Origin of the sequence: Pseudomonas sp. EL_65y_Pfl2_R95, assembly GCF_963971045.1 — a bacterium.
Taxonomy (GTDB): Bacteria; Pseudomonadota; Gammaproteobacteria; order Pseudomonadales; family Pseudomonadaceae; genus Aquipseudomonas.
In genome coordinates this window covers 551423-571785 of the sequence record NZ_CAXAOV010000001.1, presented here as the reverse complement: position 1 = coordinate 571785, position 20363 = coordinate 551423, and the positions used below count along the sequence as shown (strand labels likewise).

16 protein-coding genes, 4 tRNA genes and 1 pseudogene are annotated in these 20363 nt (G+C 54.4%); 16 read left to right on the top strand and 5 right to left on the bottom strand.

Annotated features, from left to right (window positions below; translation table 11 throughout):
• The first annotated feature begins 47 nt into the window (after nucleotides 1-47).
• From AACY09_RS02740 to AACY09_RS02720, 5 genes are all read left to right on the top strand, one after another.
• Nucleotides 48-1283 carry an aspartate kinase gene (locus tag AACY09_RS02740; RefSeq protein ID WP_339485914.1) on the top strand — a complete coding sequence of 412 codons (1236 nt, stop codon included), beginning with the start codon at nucleotides 48-50 and terminating at the stop codon, nucleotides 1281-1283.
• 188 nt (nucleotides 1284-1471) lie between these two features.
• Nucleotides 1472-1657, top strand: coding sequence for a carbon storage regulator CsrA (gene csrA / locus AACY09_RS02735; protein WP_010490393.1), 186 nt, complete (start codon nucleotides 1472-1474; stop codon nucleotides 1655-1657).
• 61 nt (nucleotides 1658-1718) lie between these two features.
• Nucleotides 1719-1809, top strand: a tRNA-Ser gene (locus AACY09_RS02730).
• A gap of 107 nt (nucleotides 1810-1916) precedes the next feature.
• Nucleotides 1917-1993 (top strand) — tRNA-Arg (locus AACY09_RS02725).
• Nucleotides 1994-2066: 73 nt separating this feature from the next.
• Nucleotides 2067-2143, top strand: a tRNA-Arg gene (locus tag AACY09_RS02720).
• A gap of 108 nt (nucleotides 2144-2251) precedes the next feature.
• Here AACY09_RS02720 and AACY09_RS02715 read toward each other — a convergent pair.
• Complete coding sequence (locus tag AACY09_RS02715) at nucleotides 2252-2728, bottom strand: DUF4124 domain-containing protein (protein ID WP_339485912.1); 477 nt, start codon at nucleotides 2726-2728, stop codon at nucleotides 2252-2254.
• Nucleotides 2729-3167: 439 nt separating this feature from the next.
• Here AACY09_RS02715 and mgtE point away from each other — a divergent pair, with 439 nt between their 5' ends.
• The 4 genes from mgtE (at nucleotide 3168) to AACY09_RS02695 (ending at nucleotide 8099) form a co-directional block, all read left to right on the top strand.
• On the top strand, nucleotides 3168-4610 hold the full coding sequence (gene mgtE, locus AACY09_RS02710; protein ID WP_339485911.1) for a magnesium transporter: 1443 nt from the start codon (nucleotides 3168-3170) through the stop codon (nucleotides 4608-4610).
• A gap of 281 nt (nucleotides 4611-4891) precedes the next feature.
• The gene (locus AACY09_RS02705; RefSeq protein WP_339485910.1) at nucleotides 4892-5146 is read left to right on the top strand and encodes an OadG family protein; all 255 of its coding nucleotides are present in this window, start codon (nucleotides 4892-4894) and stop codon (nucleotides 5144-5146) included.
• 16 nt (nucleotides 5147-5162) lie between these two features.
• Nucleotides 5163-6953 carry a sodium-extruding oxaloacetate decarboxylase subunit alpha gene (gene oadA / locus AACY09_RS02700; protein WP_339485909.1) on the top strand — a complete coding sequence of 597 codons (1791 nt, stop codon included), beginning with the start codon at nucleotides 5163-5165 and terminating at the stop codon, nucleotides 6951-6953.
• 9 nt (nucleotides 6954-6962) lie between these two features.
• On the top strand, nucleotides 6963-8099 hold the full coding sequence (locus AACY09_RS02695) for a sodium ion-translocating decarboxylase subunit beta (RefSeq protein ID WP_339485908.1): 1137 nt from the start codon (nucleotides 6963-6965) through the stop codon (nucleotides 8097-8099).
• 76 nt (nucleotides 8100-8175) lie between these two features.
• On the opposite strand, the gene AACY09_RS02690 is transcribed toward AACY09_RS02695, so the two are convergent.
• Nucleotides 8176-8502 (bottom strand): Arc family DNA-binding protein, encoded by a 327-nt coding sequence (locus AACY09_RS02690; RefSeq protein WP_339485907.1) that lies wholly within the window; start codon nucleotides 8500-8502, stop codon nucleotides 8176-8178.
• A gap of 507 nt (nucleotides 8503-9009) precedes the next feature.
• On the opposite strand from AACY09_RS02690, the gene phnH reads away from it, so the two are divergent.
• Both phnH and phnN read left to right on the top strand, forming a co-directional pair.
• On the top strand, nucleotides 9010-9648 hold the full coding sequence (gene phnH / locus AACY09_RS02685; RefSeq protein ID WP_339485905.1) for a phosphonate C-P lyase system protein PhnH: 639 nt from the start codon (nucleotides 9010-9012) through the stop codon (nucleotides 9646-9648).
• A 123-nt stretch (nucleotides 9649-9771) separates the two neighbouring features.
• Entirely contained in the window at nucleotides 9772-10338 is a 567-nt protein-coding gene (gene phnN, locus AACY09_RS02680) for a phosphonate metabolism protein/1,5-bisphosphokinase (PRPP-forming) PhnN (RefSeq protein ID WP_339485904.1), read from the top strand.
• A gap of 3 nt (nucleotides 10339-10341) precedes the next feature.
• Here the strand turns inward: phnN and AACY09_RS02675 are convergent, their stop codons facing one another.
• A complete protein-coding gene (locus AACY09_RS02675) occupies nucleotides 10342-10809 on the bottom strand; it encodes an Lrp/AsnC family transcriptional regulator (protein ID WP_339485903.1) in 468 nt (155 codons plus the stop codon).
• A 196-nt stretch (nucleotides 10810-11005) separates the two neighbouring features.
• Between AACY09_RS02675 and AACY09_RS02670 the strand changes: the two are divergent.
• The 3 genes and pseudogenes from AACY09_RS02670 to AACY09_RS02660 all read left to right on the top strand — a co-directional run.
• Nucleotides 11006-14375: pseudogene (locus AACY09_RS02670) on the top strand (indolepyruvate ferredoxin oxidoreductase family protein); the annotation flags it as partial.
• 196 nt (nucleotides 14376-14571) lie between these two features.
• A complete protein-coding gene (locus AACY09_RS02665) occupies nucleotides 14572-15627 on the top strand; it encodes a Glu/Leu/Phe/Val dehydrogenase dimerization domain-containing protein (RefSeq protein ID WP_339485901.1) in 1056 nt (351 codons plus the stop codon).
• A gap of 130 nt (nucleotides 15628-15757) precedes the next feature.
• Nucleotides 15758-15832 (top strand) — tRNA-Arg (locus AACY09_RS02660).
• Nucleotides 15833-15914: 82 nt separating this feature from the next.
• Here the strand turns inward: AACY09_RS02660 and sstT are convergent.
• Nucleotides 15915-17141 carry a serine/threonine transporter SstT gene (gene sstT, locus AACY09_RS02655; RefSeq protein ID WP_339485900.1) on the bottom strand — a complete coding sequence of 409 codons (1227 nt, stop codon included), beginning with the start codon at nucleotides 17139-17141 and terminating at the stop codon, nucleotides 15915-15917.
• A 318-nt stretch (nucleotides 17142-17459) separates the two neighbouring features.
• Between sstT and AACY09_RS02650 the strand changes: the two genes are divergently transcribed.
• Nucleotides 17460-18125, top strand: coding sequence for a YceH family protein (locus AACY09_RS02650; protein WP_339485899.1), 666 nt, complete (start codon nucleotides 17460-17462; stop codon nucleotides 18123-18125).
• 85 nt (nucleotides 18126-18210) lie between these two features.
• On the opposite strand, the gene AACY09_RS02645 is transcribed toward AACY09_RS02650, so the two are convergent.
• Nucleotides 18211-18669, bottom strand: a complete 459-nt coding sequence (locus AACY09_RS02645) for a phage infection protein (protein ID WP_339485898.1) — start codon at nucleotides 18667-18669, stop codon at nucleotides 18211-18213.
• Between the two features lie 443 nt (nucleotides 18670-19112).
• On the opposite strand from AACY09_RS02645, the gene AACY09_RS02640 reads away from it, so the two are divergent.
• Nucleotides 19113-20354, top strand: coding sequence for a glutamine synthetase family protein (locus AACY09_RS02640; protein WP_339487062.1), 1242 nt, complete (start codon nucleotides 19113-19115; stop codon nucleotides 20352-20354).
• Nucleotides 20355-20363: the final 9 nt, after the last annotated feature.

The following is a 20363-nucleotide window of genomic DNA, read 5'->3' as shown; positions in this document are numbered from 1 at the left end:
TGTTACAAGTTTAATGGGCGCCCCTCGCGGGCTTAGGCGGCATTGAAATGGCTTTGATCGTACAGAAGTTTGGAGGCACCTCCGTCGGCACTGTCGAGCGTATCGAACAGGTTGCGGAGAAGGTTAAGAAATTCCGCGAACGCGGTGATGACATAGTTGTCGTGGTTTCCGCCATGAGCGGCGAAACCAATCGCCTGATTGAACTGGCCAAGCAGATTGGCGATCAGCCGGTTCCGCGTGAGCTGGATGTCATGGTTTCAACCGGTGAGCAGGTGACTATTGCCCTGTTAGCTATGGCCTTGATTAAGCGCGGCGTTCCGGCCATTTCGTACACCGGTAATCAGGTACGAATCTTGACCGATAGCGCGCATAATAAAGCGCGAATTCTACAGATCGACGACCACAAGTTGCGCACAGACTTGAAAGAAGGGCGTGTGGTTGTGGTTGCTGGTTTCCAGGGTGTGGATGAGCACGGCAACATCACGACTTTGGGTCGTGGCGGTTCGGACACCACAGGTGTGGCCTTGGCTGCAGCGCTGAAAGCTGACGAATGCCAGATCTACACCGATGTTGATGGTGTTTACACCACCGACCCAAGGGTTGTCGCCAAGGCTCAGCGTCTGGACAAGATTACCTTTGAAGAAATGCTTGAAATGGCCAGCTTGGGTTCAAAGGTGCTGCAGATTCGCGCCGTTGAGTTCGCGGGCAAGTACAACGTTCCGCTGCGCGTTCTGCACAGCTTTCAAGAGGGGCCAGGCACCCTCATTACCATTGATGAAGAGGAAACCATGGAACAGCCGATCATCTCCGGCATCGCTTTCAACCGCGACGAAGCCAAGCTGACAATCCGTGGAGTACCGGATGTTCCGGGCGTTGCTTTCAAGATTCTCGGGCCGATCAGTGCGGCAAACATTGAAGTGGATATGATCGTGCAGAACATTGCGCACGATAACACCACCGACTTTACGTTCACTGTTCACCGCAACGATTATCAAAGTGCTCAGCAGGTGTTGGAAAACACTTCTCGTGAACTTGGGGCGCGTGAGGTGGTGGGTGACACCAACATCGCCAAGGTTTCGATCGTTGGCGTGGGTATGCGTTCGCATGCGGGGGTTGCCAGCCAGATGTTTGAGGCCTTGGCCAAAGAAAATATCAACATCCAGATGATTTCGACTTCTGAGATCAAGGTGTCAGTCGTCATCGAAGAGAAGTATCTGGAGTTGGCGGTACGTGCATTGCACACAGCTTTTGATTTAGATGCCCCGGCTCGCCAGGGCGACTAAATTGCACTATTCAAAAGGCGCTGCGTAAAACCAGCGCCTTTTGTCTTTTTTGACCGCGAGGGCAGGAACTTTCTTTCCTGCATTACTGGTCAATACTTGGGTGAAGGCTTTACTTGTAATTCGTAGTCGCCGACACCATTTTATATTTGCAGACTGTTGTCCCGTTAAATTTCCATGAGGTGAAAGGAATGCTGATTCTGACTCGTAGGGTCGGAGAGACCCTAATGGTGGGTGATGAAGTCACCGTCACCGTACTTGGCGTCAAAGGTAATCAGGTGCGCATTGGGGTTAACGCCCCTAAAGAAGTAGCCGTGCACCGGGAAGAAATTTACCAGCGAATCCAAAAAGAGAAAGACGAAGAACCAAGCCATTAATTTAATTGAAATTTTGGCTTTGCAAACGGGGAAAACATGGTTATCATGCGCCCCGTGTTGCGGAGAGGTGGCCGAGTGGCCGAAGGCGCTCCCCTGCTAAGGGAGTACATCTCAAAAGGGTGTCGGGGGTTCGAATCCCCCCTTCTCCGCCATATTTTGCAGTATAGGGTTGGTCATCGTTGGTTTGATAAGTTGTTGAAATTATTAAATTTAGCGGTTGAAATAAGTTGTAGATTCCCTATAATGCGCACGCTTTAGTGCACTCATAGCTCAGCTGGATAGAGTACTCGGCTACGAACCGAGCGGTCGGAGGTTCGAATCCTCCTGAGTGCACCATATTCATAGACGTCTTGCTTGAGTAAGACGCCTAGTTTAACCAGAGGTGAACTGGTCTAAAAAAGCACTAAATGCACTCATAGCTCAGCTGGATAGAGTACTCGGCTACGAACCGAGCGGTCGGAGGTTCGAATCCTCCTGAGTGCACCATATAGCGGTAAAGAAAAGGGCCTGCAGCGATGCAGGCCCTTTTTTGTTGCGCGTGTTTTTTGGTTCACCCAGCCGAGTCGGGTTTAAAGGTCGGCGCTTGCCGCACATTTACCGACCGCTGACGCAGCCGGCTTGATCGAAGCTGACTTTGCTCTTGTTGCCCTGTAAATCCTGATAGTAGTACGTGACCCGGCCATTGCTGCGAGCAACCCTGTTAGGCGAGCCCAGCGCGCTTTCTACATCGGTCTGGGTCATTCCGGCCAGTATCTGTTTTTTTATGATCGCACTGCGCCGCTGACGGCCTGTTACGCGATTACCGCAACCGTCTTGGCGCTCACCTACAACCGTTGCCGGTGCTTGGCTTGGTTCGTGGCGGGGTTTAGGCGTTGCCATTGGAGTTGGAGCGCCACTGCTCGGGGTCAAATTTCGCGGGTTCTCGCGCTGTTGCCTATGATCAGTAGGGCAGCCATGGCTGGTGAAGGTTAGATTGCCTTGGGCGTCCTCGCAGCGAAAAACAGTGGCTGCAAAAATACCCGGTGGCGGTGTAAGCAGTGTGCACAGAGCTAAGGTTGCCAGGTAGCGCATGGGGTCGTCCTCCTTGACGGCGCGCAATGCGCGTGAATTGCTGGGTTGTTTGGTCCTGCTAGTGCCTTGCTGGGCAGGTCGTGCGTCGCATTGCTGGGCCTATGCTATTTACCCTGAACAAGGCTCGGCTCGGCAGCCTAACGAATGGGCAGGGCGGGTGAGTCAGAAGCGGGCGATGCAGGTTTAGTGGGGGTGATTGGATACATGTTGACGAGCTTTAGCCGTCTTGAGGTTTTCCCTGTAACCATTTGTTCTTGGAAACTTTTGTAACGTGCAATGCGTCTTAGCAGTGTTATCATCGTTGCGTCAGCCTCGCCGAGGCTTGTGGAATACCACCATGGACTTACCCAGTAGTTACACCGAATTTCGATTGTGCAATCACGGACTGACTGATTGATCCCCTTTGGCGTGCACCGTCGCTGGGGATGGAGTGCGCCACATGACTGAAGTAGAAGCTAAAAAGCCACAAGAAAGCCTGCAGGATCGCCTGGCTCAGGTGGTTGAGCTGTTGCATAAGCAAAAGCTTGTTGAAGACCTGGCGCATCGCCAAGAAGGCCATCACCGGGACCTGGTTGAAAACCTGGTACACCGGCAAAACCTCGCAGAGCTCCAGCGTAAACTCGATGAGTTGCACTCGGCTGACGTTGCTCACATCCTTGAAGCCTTGCCGCTGCCGGACCGTCTGACCATTTGGCAGTTGGTGAAAGCCGAGCGTGACGGCGATATCCTCCTTGAAGTGTCTGACGCGGTTCGTGAAACCTTGCTCGCAGACATGGAGGATCACGAGATCCTTGCAGCGGCAATGGAGATGGACGCCGACGAACTGGCTGACCTGGCCTCTGAGTTGCCGCGTGACATCGTTCACGAGCTGATGGAAACCCTCGATGCACAACAGCGTGAGCGCGTACGCTCCGCTTTGTCCTATGAAGAGGAGCAAGTCGGTGCGTTGATGGACTTCGAGATGGTGACTATCCGTGAGGACGTGTCCCTTGAAGTTGTTTTGCGTTACCTGCGCCGCCTGAAAGAACTGCCAGGGCACACCGATAAACTATTCGTAGTCGACCACGACGGTGTGCTCAAAGGTGTTTTGCCGGTTAAGCGTTTGCTGGTCAATGACCCGGAAAAAATAGTTCGTGACGTAATGGCGACGGACCCGGTGAGCTTTCACCCGGACGAAGATGCCTATGATGCCGCGCAAGCATTTGAACGTTACGACCTTATTTCGACCCCGGTGGTGGATAAGAACGGCAAGCTGATTGGCCGTTTGACCATCGATGAAATGGTCGACCTGATCCGTGAGGAAAGCGAAAGCGAAGTCCTCAACATGGCGGGTCTGCGAGAAGAGGAAGATATCTTTGCCTCGGTTTGGAAATCACTGCGCAACCGTTGGGCATGGCTGGCGATCAACCTGATTACTGCTTTTATGGCGTCTCGGGTTATCGGTCTTTTTGAAGGTTCCATTGAGAAGCTTGTGGCGCTGGCGGCATTGATGCCGATTGTTGCGGGTATCGGCGGTAACTCTGGGAACCAAACCATCACCATGATTGTGCGGGCCATGGCGCTGGACCAGGTCAGCACTGGCAATACCTCACGCTTGCTGCGTAAAGAGTTGGCCGTGTCGCTGATCAATGGTGTGGTCTGGGGCGGGGTGATTGGTATCGTGGCGTGGATTCTCTATGACAGTTATTCGCTGGGCATAGTGATGACGGCTGCAATGACCCTGAACTTGTTGCTGGCTGCCTTGATGGGCGTGCTGATTCCAATGACCTTGGTGCGCATGGGGCGCGACCCTGCGTTGGGCGCAAGCGTGATGATTACTGCTGTGACTGACAGTGGTGGTTTCTTTATCTTCCTTGGCTTGGCTTCACTCTTTCTTATCTAGGGCCTGTTCTGGTCCTGGTCTTTCATTCGGGGTCCGGCCGGACCTCGAAGCCGCTACGTCCCTGGCACTTCTGTTTCGCCATACTCCGCATCCTTGGTCCTGGTTCTGTGGTTCCTGCATTGGCTGGGCTTCGAGCTGGCAGCTTATGGGCGCCTATTTGCCAATACTAAGTGGTTTGCTCAAGCGCTTGTTTCAAGCTAAGGTTCGGCAACTTTGCTGGGCGTTAGAGTGGGTGCCTGTGCAGGCAAGATGGGCGTAATTTGTTGCTAAAAGGACTGATCATGGCTTCAACTAATCTTGTGCTCGAGGGTGTCGAGCTCATGCTGTTTGGGATGGGCTCAGTGTTTGTTTTCCTGACGCTGCTGGTGTTTTCAATCCGCATAATGGCGCGGCTGTTAGCGCGCTTTGGTCCAGTGCCCGAACCTGCTGAAGTGAAGGCTCCGGTTGCCTCGCTCAGTGCTGCTCAACAGCCACCAGTGGAAGTACTGGAAGCCATTCAGGCTGCTATCCATCAGCATCGCGCACGCCGCGCTTGACCCAGGGAGTTTAGGGATGTCGGTTAACAATACTGTGAGTCAACGTGTGTTAGGTATTACCGATGTGGTGTTGCGTGATGGGCATCAGTCGATCTTGGCAACACGCATGCGCCTTGAGGACATGCTGCCGATCGCGGCCAAGCTCGACAAGGTTGGTTTCTGGTCGGTTGAGTCGTGGGGTGGCGCAACCTTTGATGCCTGTATCCGTTATCTGGGTGAAGACCCGTGGGAGCGCATTCGCCAGCTCAAGCAGGCCATGCCCAATACGCGCCAGCAAATGCTTTTGCGTGGACAGAACTTGCTCGGCTATCGCCACTATGCCGACGATGTAGTCGAGAAATTTGTCGAGCGTGCTGCGGTCAACGGGGTTGATGTATTTCGCGTGTTTGATGCGATGAATGATCCGCGCAACCTGGCAACGGCGCTCAACGCTGTTAAGCGGCAAGGCAAGCACGCGCAAGGCACCATTTCCTATACCACCAGCCCAGTGCATACCTTGGATAAATGGTTGGACCTGTCCAAGCAGATTGAAGACATGGGCGCCGACTCCATTGCCATCAAGGACATGGCTGGCATTCTTACACCCTATACCGCGTTTGAGCTGGTGACCCGGATGAAAGCCAGTCTGTCGATCCCTATTCATATGCAGTGTCATGCCACTGCTGGCCTGTCCAGTGTGGCCATTCTCAAGGCTGTTGAAGCTGGGATCGATAACGTCGATACCTCTATCTCATCCTTGTCGATGACCTATGGCCATTCGCCAACCGAGTCAGTGGTGGCGATGTTTCAAGGAACTGAGCGCGATACCGGGCTCGACTTGTCGTTGCTTGAAGAAATCGCGGCCTACTTTCGAGAGGTGCGGAAAAAATACGCCAAGTTTGAAGGCAGCCTGAAAGGTATCGATTCGCGAATTCTGGTCGCACAGGTACCGGGCGGCATGTTGACGAACATGGAGAGCCAGCTCAAGGAGCAGGGTGCTCAAGACAAGTTTGACCAAGTGTTGGCCGAGATCCCGCGAGTGCGCGAGGATCTGGGCTTTATCCCGCTGGTTACACCGACGTCGCAAATTGTCGGTACCCAGGCGGTGATCAATATCCTGACGGGCGAGCGCTACAAATCGATCACCAAAGAAGCAGCCGGCATTCTCAAAGGCGAATACGGTTCGGCTCCAGCACCCTTTAATCAGCAGTTGCAGGCCCGTGTTCTCGACGGTGCGCAGGCGATTACCTGTCGTCCTGCTGATCTGATCGAGGATGAAATGGACAAGCTCAGTGCAGAACTTGCAGCCCTTGCCAAGGAGCAAGGCTTTGCCTTGGCGGAGGATGCGGTTGACGACGTGCTGACCTATGCATTGTTCCCGCAGATTGGCCTGAAATTTCTGCAGAATCGGGGTGATCCAGCCGCATTCGAGCCGGTGCCTGATGGCCAGCCATTGGTGCAAGCTGAGCCCGGCAAGGCTGCGGTATACACCGTTGCGGTCAAGGGCCAAAACTACTTGGTCGAGGTCAATGAGGGCGGCGATATTACCGGTCTCAAGTCACTTAGCGACGCTCCGGGCACAAGTGCTCCGCCAGCCACTGCGCCTGCAGTTGACGGTGAGCCTCAAGTCGCTCCTTTGGCGGGTAATATTTTCAAGGTCTTGGTTAAGCCGGGTGATGTGGTTGAGGCGGGTCAGTTAGTGATCATCCTTGAGGCCATGAAGATGGAAACCGAGATTCGTGCATTCAAGGCGGGCACCATCGGTGCAGTCAATATCAAGGTCGGTGACTCCGTAGCAGTGGGCGATAGCTTGCTGACTATCGGCTAGGGGAGACTTATGGAAAAGCTCCATAAATTATGGCAAAGCACGGGTTTGTATCATCTGGAGGCGGGTCAGGCCCTGATGATAGTGATTTGCCTGCTGCTGATTTATCTGGCGATCAGGAAGGGCTTTGAGCCTCTGCTGTTGATTCCCATTGGTTTTGGTGGATTGCTGGCGAATATCCCTGTGGCTGGTATGGCTGAAGGCAGTGGGATTTTGCACCTGTTCTACGAAGTTGGCCTGCCAACCAGTGTGTTCCCGCTGCTGATTTTTATGGGCGTCGGGGCCATGACTGATTTTGGCCCGATGCTGGCGAACCCCAAAACCTTGTTTCTCGGTGCTGCAGCGCAGTTTGGTATTTTTGCAACGCTGATTGGCGCGCTGGCGTTAGCGTCGCTGGGCATTCCTGGGCTTGAATTTACCCTGCGCGAAGCCGCGTCCATTGCGATTATCGGCGGGGCAGATGGCCCTACCTCAATTTTCGTAACCTCCAAGCTGGCGCCAGACTTGTTGGGTCCGATTGCCGTCGCTGCCTATTCCTACATGGCTTTGGTGCCGCTGATTCAGCCGCCGATCATGCGCGCGCTGACTACTAAAGAGGAGCGCGCAATCGTCATGCAGCAACTGCGGCCTGTGGGGCAGGCAGAGAAGATCATCTTTCCGTTGATCCTGTGTTTGCTGGTGGGCATGTTATTGCCGGATGCGGCCCCGCTGGTGGGTATGTTTGCCTTTGGTAACCTGTTGCGTGAAGCGGGCGTGGTTGAACGCTTAGCGGATACATCGCGCAATGCGCTGATTAACATTGTCACCATCTGCTTGGGGCTGACCGTAGGTTCCAAGCTATCGTCTGAATCCTTTCTGCAGCTTAAGACCCTGGGCATTTTGTCCTTGGGTATGCTGGCTTTTTGCGGGGGAACAGCGGCGGGGGTGCTGATGGCCAAAGCCATGAACCTGTTTAGCAGCAACAAGATCAATCCGCTTATTGGTTCGGCTGGGGTTTCGGCAGTGCCAATGGCTGCACGGGTGTCAAACAAGGTAGGTTTGGAGGCTAATCCGCAGAACTTCCTGTTGATGCACGCCATGGGGCCAAACGTGGCAGGGGTGATCGGTTCCGCAGTGGCGGCGGGTGTATTGCTCAGTTTTGTGGGTTAGGCTGGCGACGGCACTATCTTGCCCAATAAAAAAACCGGCTGATGCCGGTTTTTTTATTGGGTTGCTTAGGTGCTGCTTATGCTTGTTCAGCCGCCATTTCAGCGTCGTGGGCAATCAGTGCCACAAGGGCGTTTTGTTGCCGGCGAGTGAGTTGGCGAAAACGCTGAAGTAGTTCGCGTTCATGCAGCGACAGTTCTGGGCTGTCGAGGCGCACATTGAGTTCAGCATCCAAACTGCCTTCCTGGAGCATGCTCTGCTCTAGGCGGGCAATAATCTCGGAATTCATGCTGCGATGGTGATTGCGCGCTACATCCGCAATACGCTCGCGCATACCGTCAGGTAGACGAACAACAAATTTGTCAGCGGTGCGGCTGGAGTAGGTAGCTTGTGTCATAGGTCGCATACTTTAGAAACCGGTTAGTCAGAGAGTCGATGCGTGCTTTGCGCTGCATAATTGTCACCGGTTAAGACCATCATTCTGCCTAGCCGTTCAGCTAGAAATGTAATCCATATCATTTAAGATGCAGTGGAAACTTAGGTGACTTTTTGACGCCAATTATATGTCGCTATTTTCAACCAATCTGCAAATTATTGCCAGTGAAGCATTAGTTTATTGAGCTTTGCTCGGCATAAAAAAATAATCGCCCCACTTTTCGCCTGTGAACACTGACTAAAACAGGTTTTTTGTCGGCTATTGAGGGGTCATTTCATTGACACCTGCGACTGTTAGTTTTGCTCGAAACATCGGCGATTACCTGCACGAATTGTGCATTTACCAATAGTTCTATTTTGACATCATTTTGGCTTTTGGCGAGTGCAGGCCAGCTAAAAGCAGCGGGCTACTGACCAGCGGTGTATTGCGGCTCAAATCAAACTGGCTAGTGTTAAAGGTGAAGAGGGAGGCAGGCTGATGAGTGCAGCACTCGGTGCGATCTTTGCGCAGCACGAATTTAACGCTCCATTGCAGAAAATGCCGGCCAGTTACCTGGCGCTTGCGCGACAGGCGATGGCTTCGCCTGGGCAGATTCAATACCTTGGCTGGGAACATCAACAGGCGCCTTTGGATGAGGCGACATTTGCCTTGTGCCTGGCCTTGTTGGATGAGTGTTCACGGGTGTGGCTGGGGCCGAGCATGGATACGCCAAGCGTGCGGGCGGCTTTAGCCCTGCATTGCGGCTGTTCAATTGTTGAGCGGCGGCAAGTGGCATGTTTTGCCTTATTGGGAGGCGCCGAGCTGGATGATTTGGCGGACTTCGACACGGGGTCTGATGGCTGCCCGGGCAATGCCTGCACCTTGATTATTCAGATAGGCAGTCTTTCCAGCGGGCCAGTATTGCGTTGGCGTGGTCCAGGGATCAGGCAGGCAACGTGCAAGGGGCTAGTTGACGTCCGGCGCGTAAGCTTGCCGCTGACGAAGACGTTCTGGCAGCAGCGCAGTGCTCGGAACCATTTCCCTCAGGGGCTGGATATATATTTTTCTGCCGGTCAGCAGGTGCTGGCTTTGCCACGTAGCGCTCATGTACTGGGTGATGAGGCCGATACGGGTTAGGAGGCTGATACGCCAGGCGTGGTGTTAAATCGTCCGGACGGTCGCTGTAGGGGTGTTGGTTGGGTCTGACAAGGCCTATCATTCCCACTCGGTAGTCAGTGTTTTTAGCATTAAGGTGTTTTGATGGCGGGTAGGTTGATCTATCTCATTGGCCCTTCTGGGTCTGGCAAGGACAGCCTATTAAATGCTGCACGCGAACAACTGGCGGAAATGGGTTGTCGCATTGCACGACGAGTAATCACCCGCTCTGCTGAGGCGCTGGGTGAGGATGCAGTATCGCTGTCGCCCACTGCTTTCGATGAGCAGAAGTGGGTCGGCGCATTTGCCATGAGTTGGCAGGCGAATGGTCTGGCTTATGGCATCCCTCGGCAAATAAATAGTTGGTTGGCTGCTGGCGATAATGTGTTGGTCAACGGCTCGCGCGCCTATTTAGCTGAGGCCCGGGCGCGGTACCCGGATATGCTCGCGGTATTGCTCAGGGTTGATGAGGCAGTATTGCGTGAGCGTCTGCTGGCCCGTGGCCGCGAAACAGAGCCGGAGATTGAACTGCGATTGGCGCGCAATGCGCAATTCAGCAATAAGGTGGCAGCCAGCGATGAGCAATTCGTGGTGTTGGACAACTCCAGCAATTTCGAGCAAACGGTTGCCGACTTGATCAATCTGATTGGGCCTAAGCGCGCCTGCGCCTAGCGCTTAATCCAAGGGTAATTCGGTGGTGCGCTTGACTTCGCTCATGGCGATATTGGAGTGCGCCTCCTGGACATGAGGGCGTTGCAGCAAGTGGTCGCGTAGAAAGCGCTCGTAGCTGGCAATGTCTTTGGCCACGACCTTGAGTAAATAGTCGGATCCACCGGCCATGGTGTGACACTCCAGCACCTGTGGGTAGCCGACAATAGCTTTTTCAAACTCTTCCAGATTGTTGCGCCCATGGGCCGATAGTTTGATATCGACAAACACCGTGGTGCTGAAGCCCAGTTGTTTATGGCTGAGCAGGGCGACTTTACGTTCAATCAAGCCTTCTTCTTGCATGCGGTGAATGCGCCGCCAGCAGGGTGACTGTGACAGCTCAACCTTTTCTGCGATCTCGGCCGCGGACAGGTCGGCATTGTGTTGCAGCAAGCGCAAAATCTTGCGGTCGATGGGGCTCAATTTATCCTGCATGAATAATCCAATTTAATTGTTTTTATTGAATAGCTCATGCTCAGTATTGCTGTATTTATGCCAATTTAGAAATAAAAAATCAGTACCGACGAGTCATATTCTTAGGCAGATGTCAGGGCGGTGATCCCGTGCTGATTAATAGGGTGGCAATAACCGATGCCGCCCAGCTTGCCAAAATAATAAAAGGAGCGCCCACATGTCTCTGGCCGAAATCCGCCTGGATGACAAGTATCGCCTTGCTACGGGTCATCTGTACCTGACCGGCACCCAGGCCCTGACGCGACTGCCCATGCTGCAAAAGCAGCGTGATGTCGCCCAAGGCTTGAATACCGCCTGCTTTATCTCCGGCTACCGAGGCTCGCCATTGGGCAACCTGGATAAAAGCCTGTGGGAAGCCAAACAGTTTCTCAAAGACAATCACATCCACTTCCAGCCGGGGGTCAACGAAGAGTTGGCTGCAACCTCGGTCTGGGGCAGTCAGCAGACCAACCTGTTTCCCGGTGCGCGCTACGACGGCGTATTCGCTATGTGGTACGGCAAGGGCCCCGGTGTCGACCGTTGTGGTGATGTGTTCAAACACGGTAACTCTGCAGGCGTGTCCAAGCACGGTGGTGTGTTGCTGTTGGCCGGTGATGACCACGGCTGCAAATCATCCAGTATTGCCAACCAGAGTGAGCATGCGTTTATTGCCGCGTCTATCCCGGTAATGAACCCGTCCAATGTTCAGGAAATTCTCGACTACGGCATCATCGGCTGGGAGCTTTCACGCTACAGCGGGTGCTGGGTTGCACTGAAAACTATTGCTGAGAACGTCGATTCATCTGCGGTGGTTGATGTCGATCCGCTGCGCATCGAGGTCAAGTACCCGACTGATTTTGAATTGCCAGAAGATGGCGTGCATATACGCTGGCCGGACCCGCCGCTGGTGCAGGAAAAGCGCCTGAATATCTACAAAATATACGCGGCCCGGGCCTTTGCCCTGGCCAACAACCTGAATCAGGTGAAGCTCGACTCACCTAACCCGCGCTTGGGCATTATCACTACCGGCAAATCCTACCTGGATGTGCGGCAGGCGCTTGAAGATCTTGGGTTGGATGAGACCTTGTGCGCCCAAGTCGGTCTGCGGGTGTTTAAGGTGGGCATGAGCTGGCCACTGGAGCCGGTTTCGGTGCACCAGTTTGCCGAAGGTCTCGATGAAATTCTGGTGGTGGAAGAGAAGCGCGGCATCATTGAAGACCAACTGACCGGGCAACTTTATAACTGGCCGGTGGGCAAGCGTCCCCGGGTGGTCGGCGAGTTTGATGAAAGCGGTAAATCGCTGCTGCCAAATCTCAGTGAACTGACCCCGGCGATGATTGCGCGTGCCATCGCCAAGCGGCTTGAGCCGATTTACAGCAGCGAGCAAATTCAATCGCGCTTGGCATTTTTGGCTGCCAAAGAAGCGTCGCTTGCCGCGCCGAAACACACCACAGTTCGCACGCCGCATTTCTGTTCCGGCTGCCCGCACAATACTTCGACCAAGCTGCCAGAAGGCAGTCGCGCTCAGGGCGGGATCGGCTGCCATTACATGACTCAGTGGATGGACCGCAGCACTGACACCTTTACGCAGATGGGCGGTGAAGGTGCGACGTGGATCGGTCAGGCGCCATTCACTGATACGCCGCATATTTTTCAGAACCTGGGTGACGGCACGTATTTCCATTCCGGGCAGCTGGCGTTGCGTGCCGCTGTCGCTTCCGGGGTCAATATCACCTATAAGATTCTCTACAACGATGCGGTGGCCATGACCGGTGGCCAGCCAATTGATGGCGAATTACGTGTCGATCAGCTCAGTCAGCAAGTCTTTGCTGAAGGGGTCAAGCGCATTGCCCTGGTCAGTGATGAGCCTGACAAGTACCCCAGTCGTGCGGGCTTTGCGCCGATCGTCAGCTTTCACCATCGCCTCGATCTGGATGCCGTGCAGCGCGAGCTGCGTGAATTCAAAGGCGTGTCGGTGATCATCTATGACCAAACCTGTGCCACTGAAAAGCGCCGCCGGCGCAAACGCGGCAAGTTGGTCGATCCGCAAAAGCGTGCCTTTATCAACCCGGCTGTCTGCGAAGGCTGTGGCGACTGCAGTGTTAAATCCAATTGCCTGGCAGTCTTGCCGTTGGAAACTGAATTGGGGCGCAAGCGTGAAATTGACCAAAACGCCTGCAACAAGGATTTCAGTTGCGTGGAAGGCTTCTGCCCGAGCTTTGTAACCGTGCATGGCGGCAATTTGCGCAAGCCCGAAGCGGTGGGGGTAAATGCGCTGTTTATCGCATTGCCTGAGCCACGTCAGCCGAATTTGCAGCGGCCATGGAATATCCTTTTGCCCGGTGTCGGGGGCAGTGGCGTGACAACCGTTGGTGCGTTGCTGGGCATGGCGGCGCACATCGAAGGTAAAGGTTGCAGCGTGCTGGATCAGGCTGGCCTGGCGCAAAAATTTGGCCCGGTGGTGACCCATATCCGGATCGCCGCCAAGCAGGACGATATCTTCGCCGTGCGCATTGCCGCTGGTGAAGCCGATTTGTTGCTGGGTTGCGATCTGGTGGTGTCTGCCAGTGAAGATGCGTTGGCCAAGCTTAATGATCAAATCGCCCATGCGGTGATCAATAGCCATGAAGCGGCAACCGCTGAATTTACCCGCAACCCCGATGCTCAGGTGCCCGGCGCGCAGATGCGCGAAGCATTGATTGAAACGGTGGGCGCGGCCAAGACCCACTTTGTCGATGCCACTCGCCTGGCGACCCGCTTGCTCGGGGACACCATTGCCACCAACCTGTTTATGCTCGGTTATGCCTACCAAAAAGGCTTTGTGCCGGTGTCGGCTGATGCAATCAGCAAGGCCATTGAGCTTAATGGTATTGCGGTTGAACTCAATCAGCAGGCGTTTTTGTGGGGGCGGCGCGCTGCACACGACATTGCCGCGGTGGAGAAGTTGGCCAAGCCAGTGCTTAGCCAAGCCCCGCGCAGTGAGACTCTGGAGGAGATTGTCGGGTTTCGGGTTGGCTATTTGACTCAATACCAGAGTGCTAAATATGCGCAGCGTTATCGCACGCTGGTCGAGCAGGTGACCAAGATCGATAGCCGGCCAGATCAGCGCTTAAGCAAAGCGGTTGCGCGTTATTACTTCAAGCTTTTGGCTTACAAAGACGAGTACGAAGTGGCGCGACTGTATAGCGACGGCGAATTCATCAAGCAGCTGCAGGCGCAGTTTGAAGGTGACTACAAATTGCAGTTCTACCTGGCGCCATCTTGGTTGAGTGATCGCTCATCCACCAGCGGTGAGCCACGTAAACGAAGCTTTGGCCCATGGATGCTCAAAGCCTTTGCCGTGCTGGCTAAGTTCAAGGTTCTGCGCGGCACGGCACTGGACCCATTTGGCTACAGTGCTGAACGCAAGATGGAGCATCAACTGCTAGCGGAGTACGAGCAGCGTGTGGCTTTCATCATCACTAATCTGCAGGCGGGCAACTATGACAGTGCAGCTGCGCTGGCAGAAGTGCCTGAGCAGATTCGTGGCTATGGCCATATCAAGGAGCATGCAGTTGCGCAGGCGCAGTCACTCGCTAGCGAATTGCAGGCGCGGATGCTGGTCAGTGAAATTTCCGCCGTCAAACTCTACGAGCCAGCCGCCTAACCGGGCAGTTGTGTCTCCCTGTCGAGGACGTGACTCACGATGCTGCGCTCCTCACTATCAAACTAGCCGGCCGTTGATGAACGGCTGGGGGATTAACAATGTCAGTATTTTCACATGTCGATTTCGATGACCATCAGCAAGTGGTATTTGGCCATGATAAAGCCAGCGGTTTGAAGGCGATTATCGCCATTCATAACCGTAATTTGGGGCCTGCGCTGGGTGGTTGCAGGATGTGGCCATACGCCGATGATCAAGCTGCGCTGCGTGATGTACTCCGGCTGTCCCGGGGAATGACCTACAAGTCCGCCTTGGCGAACCTGCCTTTGGGCGGCGGTAAAGCGGTGATCATTGGCGATCCGCACAGCGGGAAAAGCACCGCGCTGTTTCAGGCCATGGGCGACTTTGTCGATAGCTTGGGCGGTCGCTATATTACGGCTGCAGACTCTGGTACCGGTGTTGCTGAGATGCAGATCATGGCCGAGCGCACCCGGCATGTAGCGGGCGCCGGTATGCGCGAAACCCTTGAGGGCGGCCGACGTAGCGGCGACCCATCACCGGCCACGGCCTATGGTGTGTTTGTCGGGATAAAGGTGGCGGTCAAGCAACGCTTGGGACGAGATGATCTCAATGGTTTGCGTGTCGCGATTCAAGGTGTGGGTCAGGTTGGCTATAGCCTGGCCAAGCATTTGCGCGATGCCGGGGCGCAGGTGTGGGTTTGCGATATCGTTGAAGCCAATGTTCGCCGCGCCGTCGAGCAGCTAGGCGCCAAAGCGGTGGCGCAAAATGACATCTATGGGCTGGATGTTGATGTGTTTGCGCCCTGTGCCATGGGCGGCATTATCAACTTGCACGTCTTGGACAGTTTGCGCGCCCCGATTATTGCCGGTGCGGCGAATAATCAATTGGCAGATGCTCAGTTGGCGCAAGAACTCCGTGACAAGGGCGTTCTGTATGCGCCGGATTACGCGATCAATGCAGGCGGAATAATCGATATCTACTTTGAACGCAGCGGTGGCAGCGCCCATGAGTTGAAAGCGCATATAGAAGGCATCGGCGCCACCCTGGAGCAGATATTCAAGCGTGCCGAAGCTGAAGGGAAAACCACAACAGCGGTTGCAGATGAGCTGGCCGAGGAGCGTTTTGGTGGTCGGTAACCGGGCTTTCGCTGCGCTTGTTTAGCACAAGCAGGCGCGGCTCAAGCATGACAAATCGATCGGGGCTGGGTAAGATGCCGGCCGGTCACTATCAACCGTGCAGCAATGCAGGTGGTTGTGGGGCCGCTCTGTCTCCTTAGTTTAATGGATAGAACAAGCCCCTCCTAAGGGCTAGATACTGGTTCGACTCCAGTAGGGGACGCCAAATAAAAAAGGCTTACGCAGTGCGTAAGCCTTTTTCGTGTAGGGTGGATGACGCTCTGTTCATCCACCATTCAAAACGTGCTTTAACCAGCTTTGCGCTCCTGACCCATGCACGCGGCTGCGGTGAACAGTGCATCGGTTGAAGAGTTAAGCGCAGTCTCTGCAGAATCCTGAACGATGCCGATGATAAAGCCGACGGCGACCACCTGCATGGCCACATCATTAGGAATCCCGAACAGGCTGCAGGCCAGTGGGATCAACAGCAGCGAACCGCCGGCCACTCCCGAGGCGCCACAGGCGCTGATAGATGCCAGCAGGCTCAGAAGGATTGCCGTTGGCAGATCAACCGGAATGCCCAAGGTGTGCACCGCCGCGAGCGTCAGCACGGTAATAGTGATGGCTGCGCCCGCCATATTGATGGTTGCACCCAGCGGGATGGACACCGAATAGGTTTCTTCGTGCAGGCCAAGGCGTTGGCACAGCTGCAGGTTGACCGGAATGTTAGCGGCCGAGCTGCGGGTGAAAAACGCCGTGATCCCGCTTTCACGCAGGCAAGTGAATACCAGCGGGTAGGGGTTGCGGCGGATCTTCCAATAGACGATGACTGGGTTGACCACCAAGGCAACGAACAGCATGCAGCCAACCAGCACCAGCAGCAGGTGAAGATAGTCGAGCAGCGCGCTCATGCCGGTTTTGGCCAAGGTTGCCGCAACGAGTCCAAAGATACCCAGGGGGGCCAAGCGAATCACCATTTTGACAATGCTGGTGACTGCATTAGACAGGTCGCTGAGCACCTGCTTGCTGGCGGGTGCAGCATGGCGGAAGGCAAAACCCAAACCGATTGCCCAAGCCAGAATGCCAATGAAGTTGCCTTTGAGCAGCGCATTGATCGGATTGTCGACGATATTCATCAGCAGCGTGCTGAGTACTTCGCTGATGCCGCCCGGTGGCGACAGCTCGGCACTATTGCTCACCAGTGTCAGACTGGATGGGAAAGCAAAGCTGGCGATCACAGCAATGATGGCTGCAGTAAAAGTGCCCAATAGATAAAGGAGCAGAATTGGGCGGATGTGGGTTTGCTGACCCTGTTGATGGTTGGCGATGGATGCCGCCACCAAAATGAATACCAGCACGGGCGCCACGGCTTTGAGTGCAGATACGAATACATCGCCCAGCAGCGCAACTTTAAGGGCAAGGTTTGGCAGGAAGAAAGCAAGCGCGATACCAGCAATCAGGCCAATAATGATTTGGCTAACCAGGCTGGTGCGGTTAAGTAGGCGTAGCAAAGGATTTTGTTGGACATCAGTCATAGCATGCGTCTCGTATTGTCTGCGAGTGAGCTGCGCGCATTAAACCTAGTGCGGATAGCTTGAAACGGGCCGTTTAGAGGCCTCTTTATTGTTTCATTAGGTTTAGAGCGGCAGCGTCCAGCGGTTCGCCCGGTGACTGCTTAGGTGAGTAAGCAGCTCTGGCCTTAAAAATCAGCGGCGGACTCTAGCACAATGAGGGCAAAAGGGCGTCTGTCGGCGTTTCCCTGGCAGATAAAGGGTTGTGCTTTTGTAGATGTCGATGGCCGCCTGCTTCTCCTCAGGTTAGGCTGGGTCAACACTGGTTTGAGAGTCGTCGCTATGAATGATGAAGATCTTGAGGCTGAAGGCGCTGAACAAGCGGGTCTGCAGCTGACGGTTAATGAATTGCGTGTGCTGGGTTGTCTGGTCGAGAAGCAGGCAACCACCCCAGAAGTTTACCCACTGACCCAGAACGCTTTAGTTCTGGCCTGTAACCAGAAAACCAATCGCGAACCTTTGATGAACATGACTCAAGGTGAAGTGGGGCAGGCGTTACGCAGTTTGGAAGCGCATCAGCTGGCGCGTTTGGTCATCGGCAGTCGCGCGGATCGCTGGGAGCAGCGTGCTGACAAAACCCTTGAGTTAGTAGCACCGCAGCTTGCGTTAATGGCGCTGTTAATGCTTCGCGGTCCGCAAACCATCAATGAACTGCTGACGCGCAGTCTGCGCTTGCACGCTTTTGATGATGCTGAGCAGGTGCAATATAACCTTGAGCGCTTGATCGGGCGTCAACTGGTCTGCCACGTGCCAAAGCAGTCTGGGCAGCGTGAAGACCGTTATATGCATTTGCTGGGAGATGCCGCTCAGTTACAAGCTTCTATTGAAGCGAGTGCGGCAGGGCAGGACAGCAGAAGCGCGGCGAAGGAGGTTAATGAAGAACGTTTGCAGGCGCTTGAACTTAAAATTGCCGAGCTTGAGCAGCGACTGGAACGATTGGAGGGCTGACAGCTCTGCATAGAGTAGCCGGGTCTTGAAAATACAAAGGCGCCTTGATAGGCGCCTTTTGATTTTTGCGGTGAAGCATCGGTTATTAGCTGATGCGGCCAATTGCAGTGTTGTCTGAACCATCTTCGGCAAGGCGGTTAACGTTGGTGCGATCGAAGCCGTCTTCAGCTACGCGGTTAACGTTGGTGCGGTCGGAGCCATCTTCAGCTACGCGGTTAACGTTGGTGCGATCGAAGCCGTCTTCAGCTACGCGGTTGACGCCAGTGCGGTCTGAACCGTCTTCGGCAAGGCGGTTAACGCTGGTGCGATCGAAGCCATCTTCAGCTAGGCGGTTGACGCCAGTGCGGTCTGAACCGTCTTCGGCAACGCGGTTAACGCTGGTGCGATCGAAGCCATCTTCAGCTACGCGATTAACACCGGTGCGATCTGCGCCATCGGCAGCGATTGGCGTGATGTTGATTGGCTGTTGAGCGGTTTCTGGGAGAGCGAAAGCGCTAGCGGATAAGGTAACCAGGATCAGGCTGGCGAGAATTTGCTTTTTCATGTGTTGCTCCTTGAAAGGTCAGTCAGTGGGTATGGGTTCCATGTTACTCACAAAAAATCGATTAAAAAGTCGAGTCGGTGAATGATAAATATCGACGCGCTTAATAGTTGATTTAACTAGTTGATATGTATTGTTTTTAATGGATATTCACAAGGGTTTAAGGGGCTCTCTATGATGCAGTTAGCCTGAATCTATTAAATCTATTTAGTCGATGTAATAGCAGGCTATCTAAATTTATAGCGGATTTGTCGCACTCCGATGCTTGATATTTCGAACATGTGATGCTTATTTTGTCCGCCTAGCCGTCGCAGACGGACAATGCCAATAACAAGGAACGCAACATGAGCAGTACACGTCGTCCAGAGCTGCAAGCGCTACTTCAAGGGGTAGATGCAATTGAGTGTGTGACCCCAGATCTCAATGGTGTGCCGCGTGGCAAGGTGATGACCGCCGCTGGCTTTCTTGAGGGGCGCCGCTTGCAACTGGCGCGCGGAGTACTGTTGCAGTGCATGATGGGCGGCTACCCGGAGGCGAAGTTCTACGGCAGTGATGACAGCGATCTCGCTCTCATTGCCGAACCTACGCAGATCCATCGCTTGCCTTGGAGTGAATCGCCGCGTGCGCTGGCTATCTGTGATGCGGATGAGTTTGACGGGCAAAGCTCAGGGCTTTCCACGCGAGGCTTGCTTAAGCAAGTGATCGCTCGTTATGCCGCGCGGGGCTGGCAGCCCATTGTTGCAACTGAACTTGAGTTCTTTGTATTTGCGCCCAATACCGATCCAATGCAGGCCTTTAAGCCACCGGTTGGCCTGGATGGCCGCCGTGAAGATGGTTGCTCCGCGTTCAGTGTCAGCTCGAACAATGGCCTGAGGCCGTTTTTCAGTGAAGTGTATGAATGTATGGAAGCCTTGGGTTTGCCACGCGATACCTTTATGCATGAGATGGGCGTCAGCCAATTCGAGATTAACCTCCTGCATGGTGACCCTCTGTTATTGGCGGACCAGACCTTTATCTTTAAGCACATGCTCAAAGAGGTCGCGCTCAAGCACGGCCTGACCGTGGTGTGCATGGCCAAACCGTTGGCGCACACTCCAGGCAGTTCGATGCATATTCACCAGAGCGTGGTCGAGCAGGGCAGTGGCAAAAACATTTTCACAGCAGCAGATGATCAGCCGACGCCGGCGTTCTACAACTTTATTGGCGGTCAGCAGGCATTGTTGGCTGACTTCACCTTGCTGTTCGCACCGCACGTAAACTCTTATCAGCGCCTCTGCCACCCTTATGCATCCCCTAACAATGCCTGCTGGTCAGAGGATAACCGTGCAGCCGGCTTGCGCATCCCCGCGAGCTCGCCGGTGGCGCGTCGGGTTGAGAACCGTTTACCTGGTGCGGATGCCAACCCTTATCTGGCGTTGGCTGCCAGCCTGGCCGCAGGTTTGTACGGTATTGAGCACGAGTTGCAGCCGAGCGATCCGATTCAAGGTGACTTTGATGTTCCACAGGAATTGACCTTGCCCTGCACCATGCATGCGGCTATTGAAAAGTTGCGCGCAAGCGCAGTGGCTGTTGAGTTATTTGGGGCTGAGTTTATCGAAGGCTATATCGCCACCAAGTCGATGGAGCTGACCAGTTTCTTTGATGAGATTTCCCCTTGGGAGCGTCGCGTTCTGGCGGCACATGCCTAGGGCGTAATA

What these genes read in the sequence shown, in the direction of transcription:
- AACY09_RS02740 (WP_339485914.1), top strand. Translation starts at nt 48, where the DNA reads ATGGCTTTGATCGTACAGAAGTTTGGAGGCACCTCCGTCGGCACTGTC.
- csrA (WP_010490393.1), top strand. Translation starts at nt 1,472, where the DNA reads ATGCTGATTCTGACTCGTAGGGTCGGAGAGACCCTAATGGTGGGTGAT.
- AACY09_RS02715 (WP_339485912.1), bottom strand. Translation starts at nt 2,728, where the DNA reads ATGCGCTACCTGGCAACCTTAGCTCTGTGCACACTGCTTACACCGCCA.
- mgtE (WP_339485911.1), top strand. Translation starts at nt 3,168, where the DNA reads ATGACTGAAGTAGAAGCTAAAAAGCCACAAGAAAGCCTGCAGGATCGC.
- AACY09_RS02705 (WP_339485910.1), top strand. Translation starts at nt 4,892, where the DNA reads ATGGCTTCAACTAATCTTGTGCTCGAGGGTGTCGAGCTCATGCTGTTT.
- oadA (WP_339485909.1), top strand. Translation starts at nt 5,163, where the DNA reads ATGTCGGTTAACAATACTGTGAGTCAACGTGTGTTAGGTATTACCGAT.
- AACY09_RS02695 (WP_339485908.1), top strand. Translation starts at nt 6,963, where the DNA reads ATGGAAAAGCTCCATAAATTATGGCAAAGCACGGGTTTGTATCATCTG.
- AACY09_RS02690 (WP_339485907.1), bottom strand. Translation starts at nt 8,502, where the DNA reads ATGCGACCTATGACACAAGCTACCTACTCCAGCCGCACCGCTGACAAA.
- phnH (WP_339485905.1), top strand. Translation starts at nt 9,010, where the DNA reads ATGAGTGCAGCACTCGGTGCGATCTTTGCGCAGCACGAATTTAACGCT.
- phnN (WP_339485904.1), top strand. Translation starts at nt 9,772, where the DNA reads ATGGCGGGTAGGTTGATCTATCTCATTGGCCCTTCTGGGTCTGGCAAG.
- AACY09_RS02675 (WP_339485903.1), bottom strand. Translation starts at nt 10,809, where the DNA reads ATGCAGGATAAATTGAGCCCCATCGACCGCAAGATTTTGCGCTTGCTG.
- AACY09_RS02665 (WP_339485901.1), top strand. Translation starts at nt 14,572, where the DNA reads ATGTCAGTATTTTCACATGTCGATTTCGATGACCATCAGCAAGTGGTA.
- sstT (WP_339485900.1), bottom strand. Translation starts at nt 17,141, where the DNA reads ATGACTGATGTCCAACAAAATCCTTTGCTACGCCTACTTAACCGCACC.
- AACY09_RS02650 (WP_339485899.1), top strand. Translation starts at nt 17,460, where the DNA reads ATGAATGATGAAGATCTTGAGGCTGAAGGCGCTGAACAAGCGGGTCTG.
- AACY09_RS02645 (WP_339485898.1), bottom strand. Translation starts at nt 18,669, where the DNA reads ATGAAAAAGCAAATTCTCGCCAGCCTGATCCTGGTTACCTTATCCGCT.
- AACY09_RS02640 (WP_339487062.1), top strand. Translation starts at nt 19,113, where the DNA reads ATGACCGCCGCTGGCTTTCTTGAGGGGCGCCGCTTGCAACTGGCGCGC.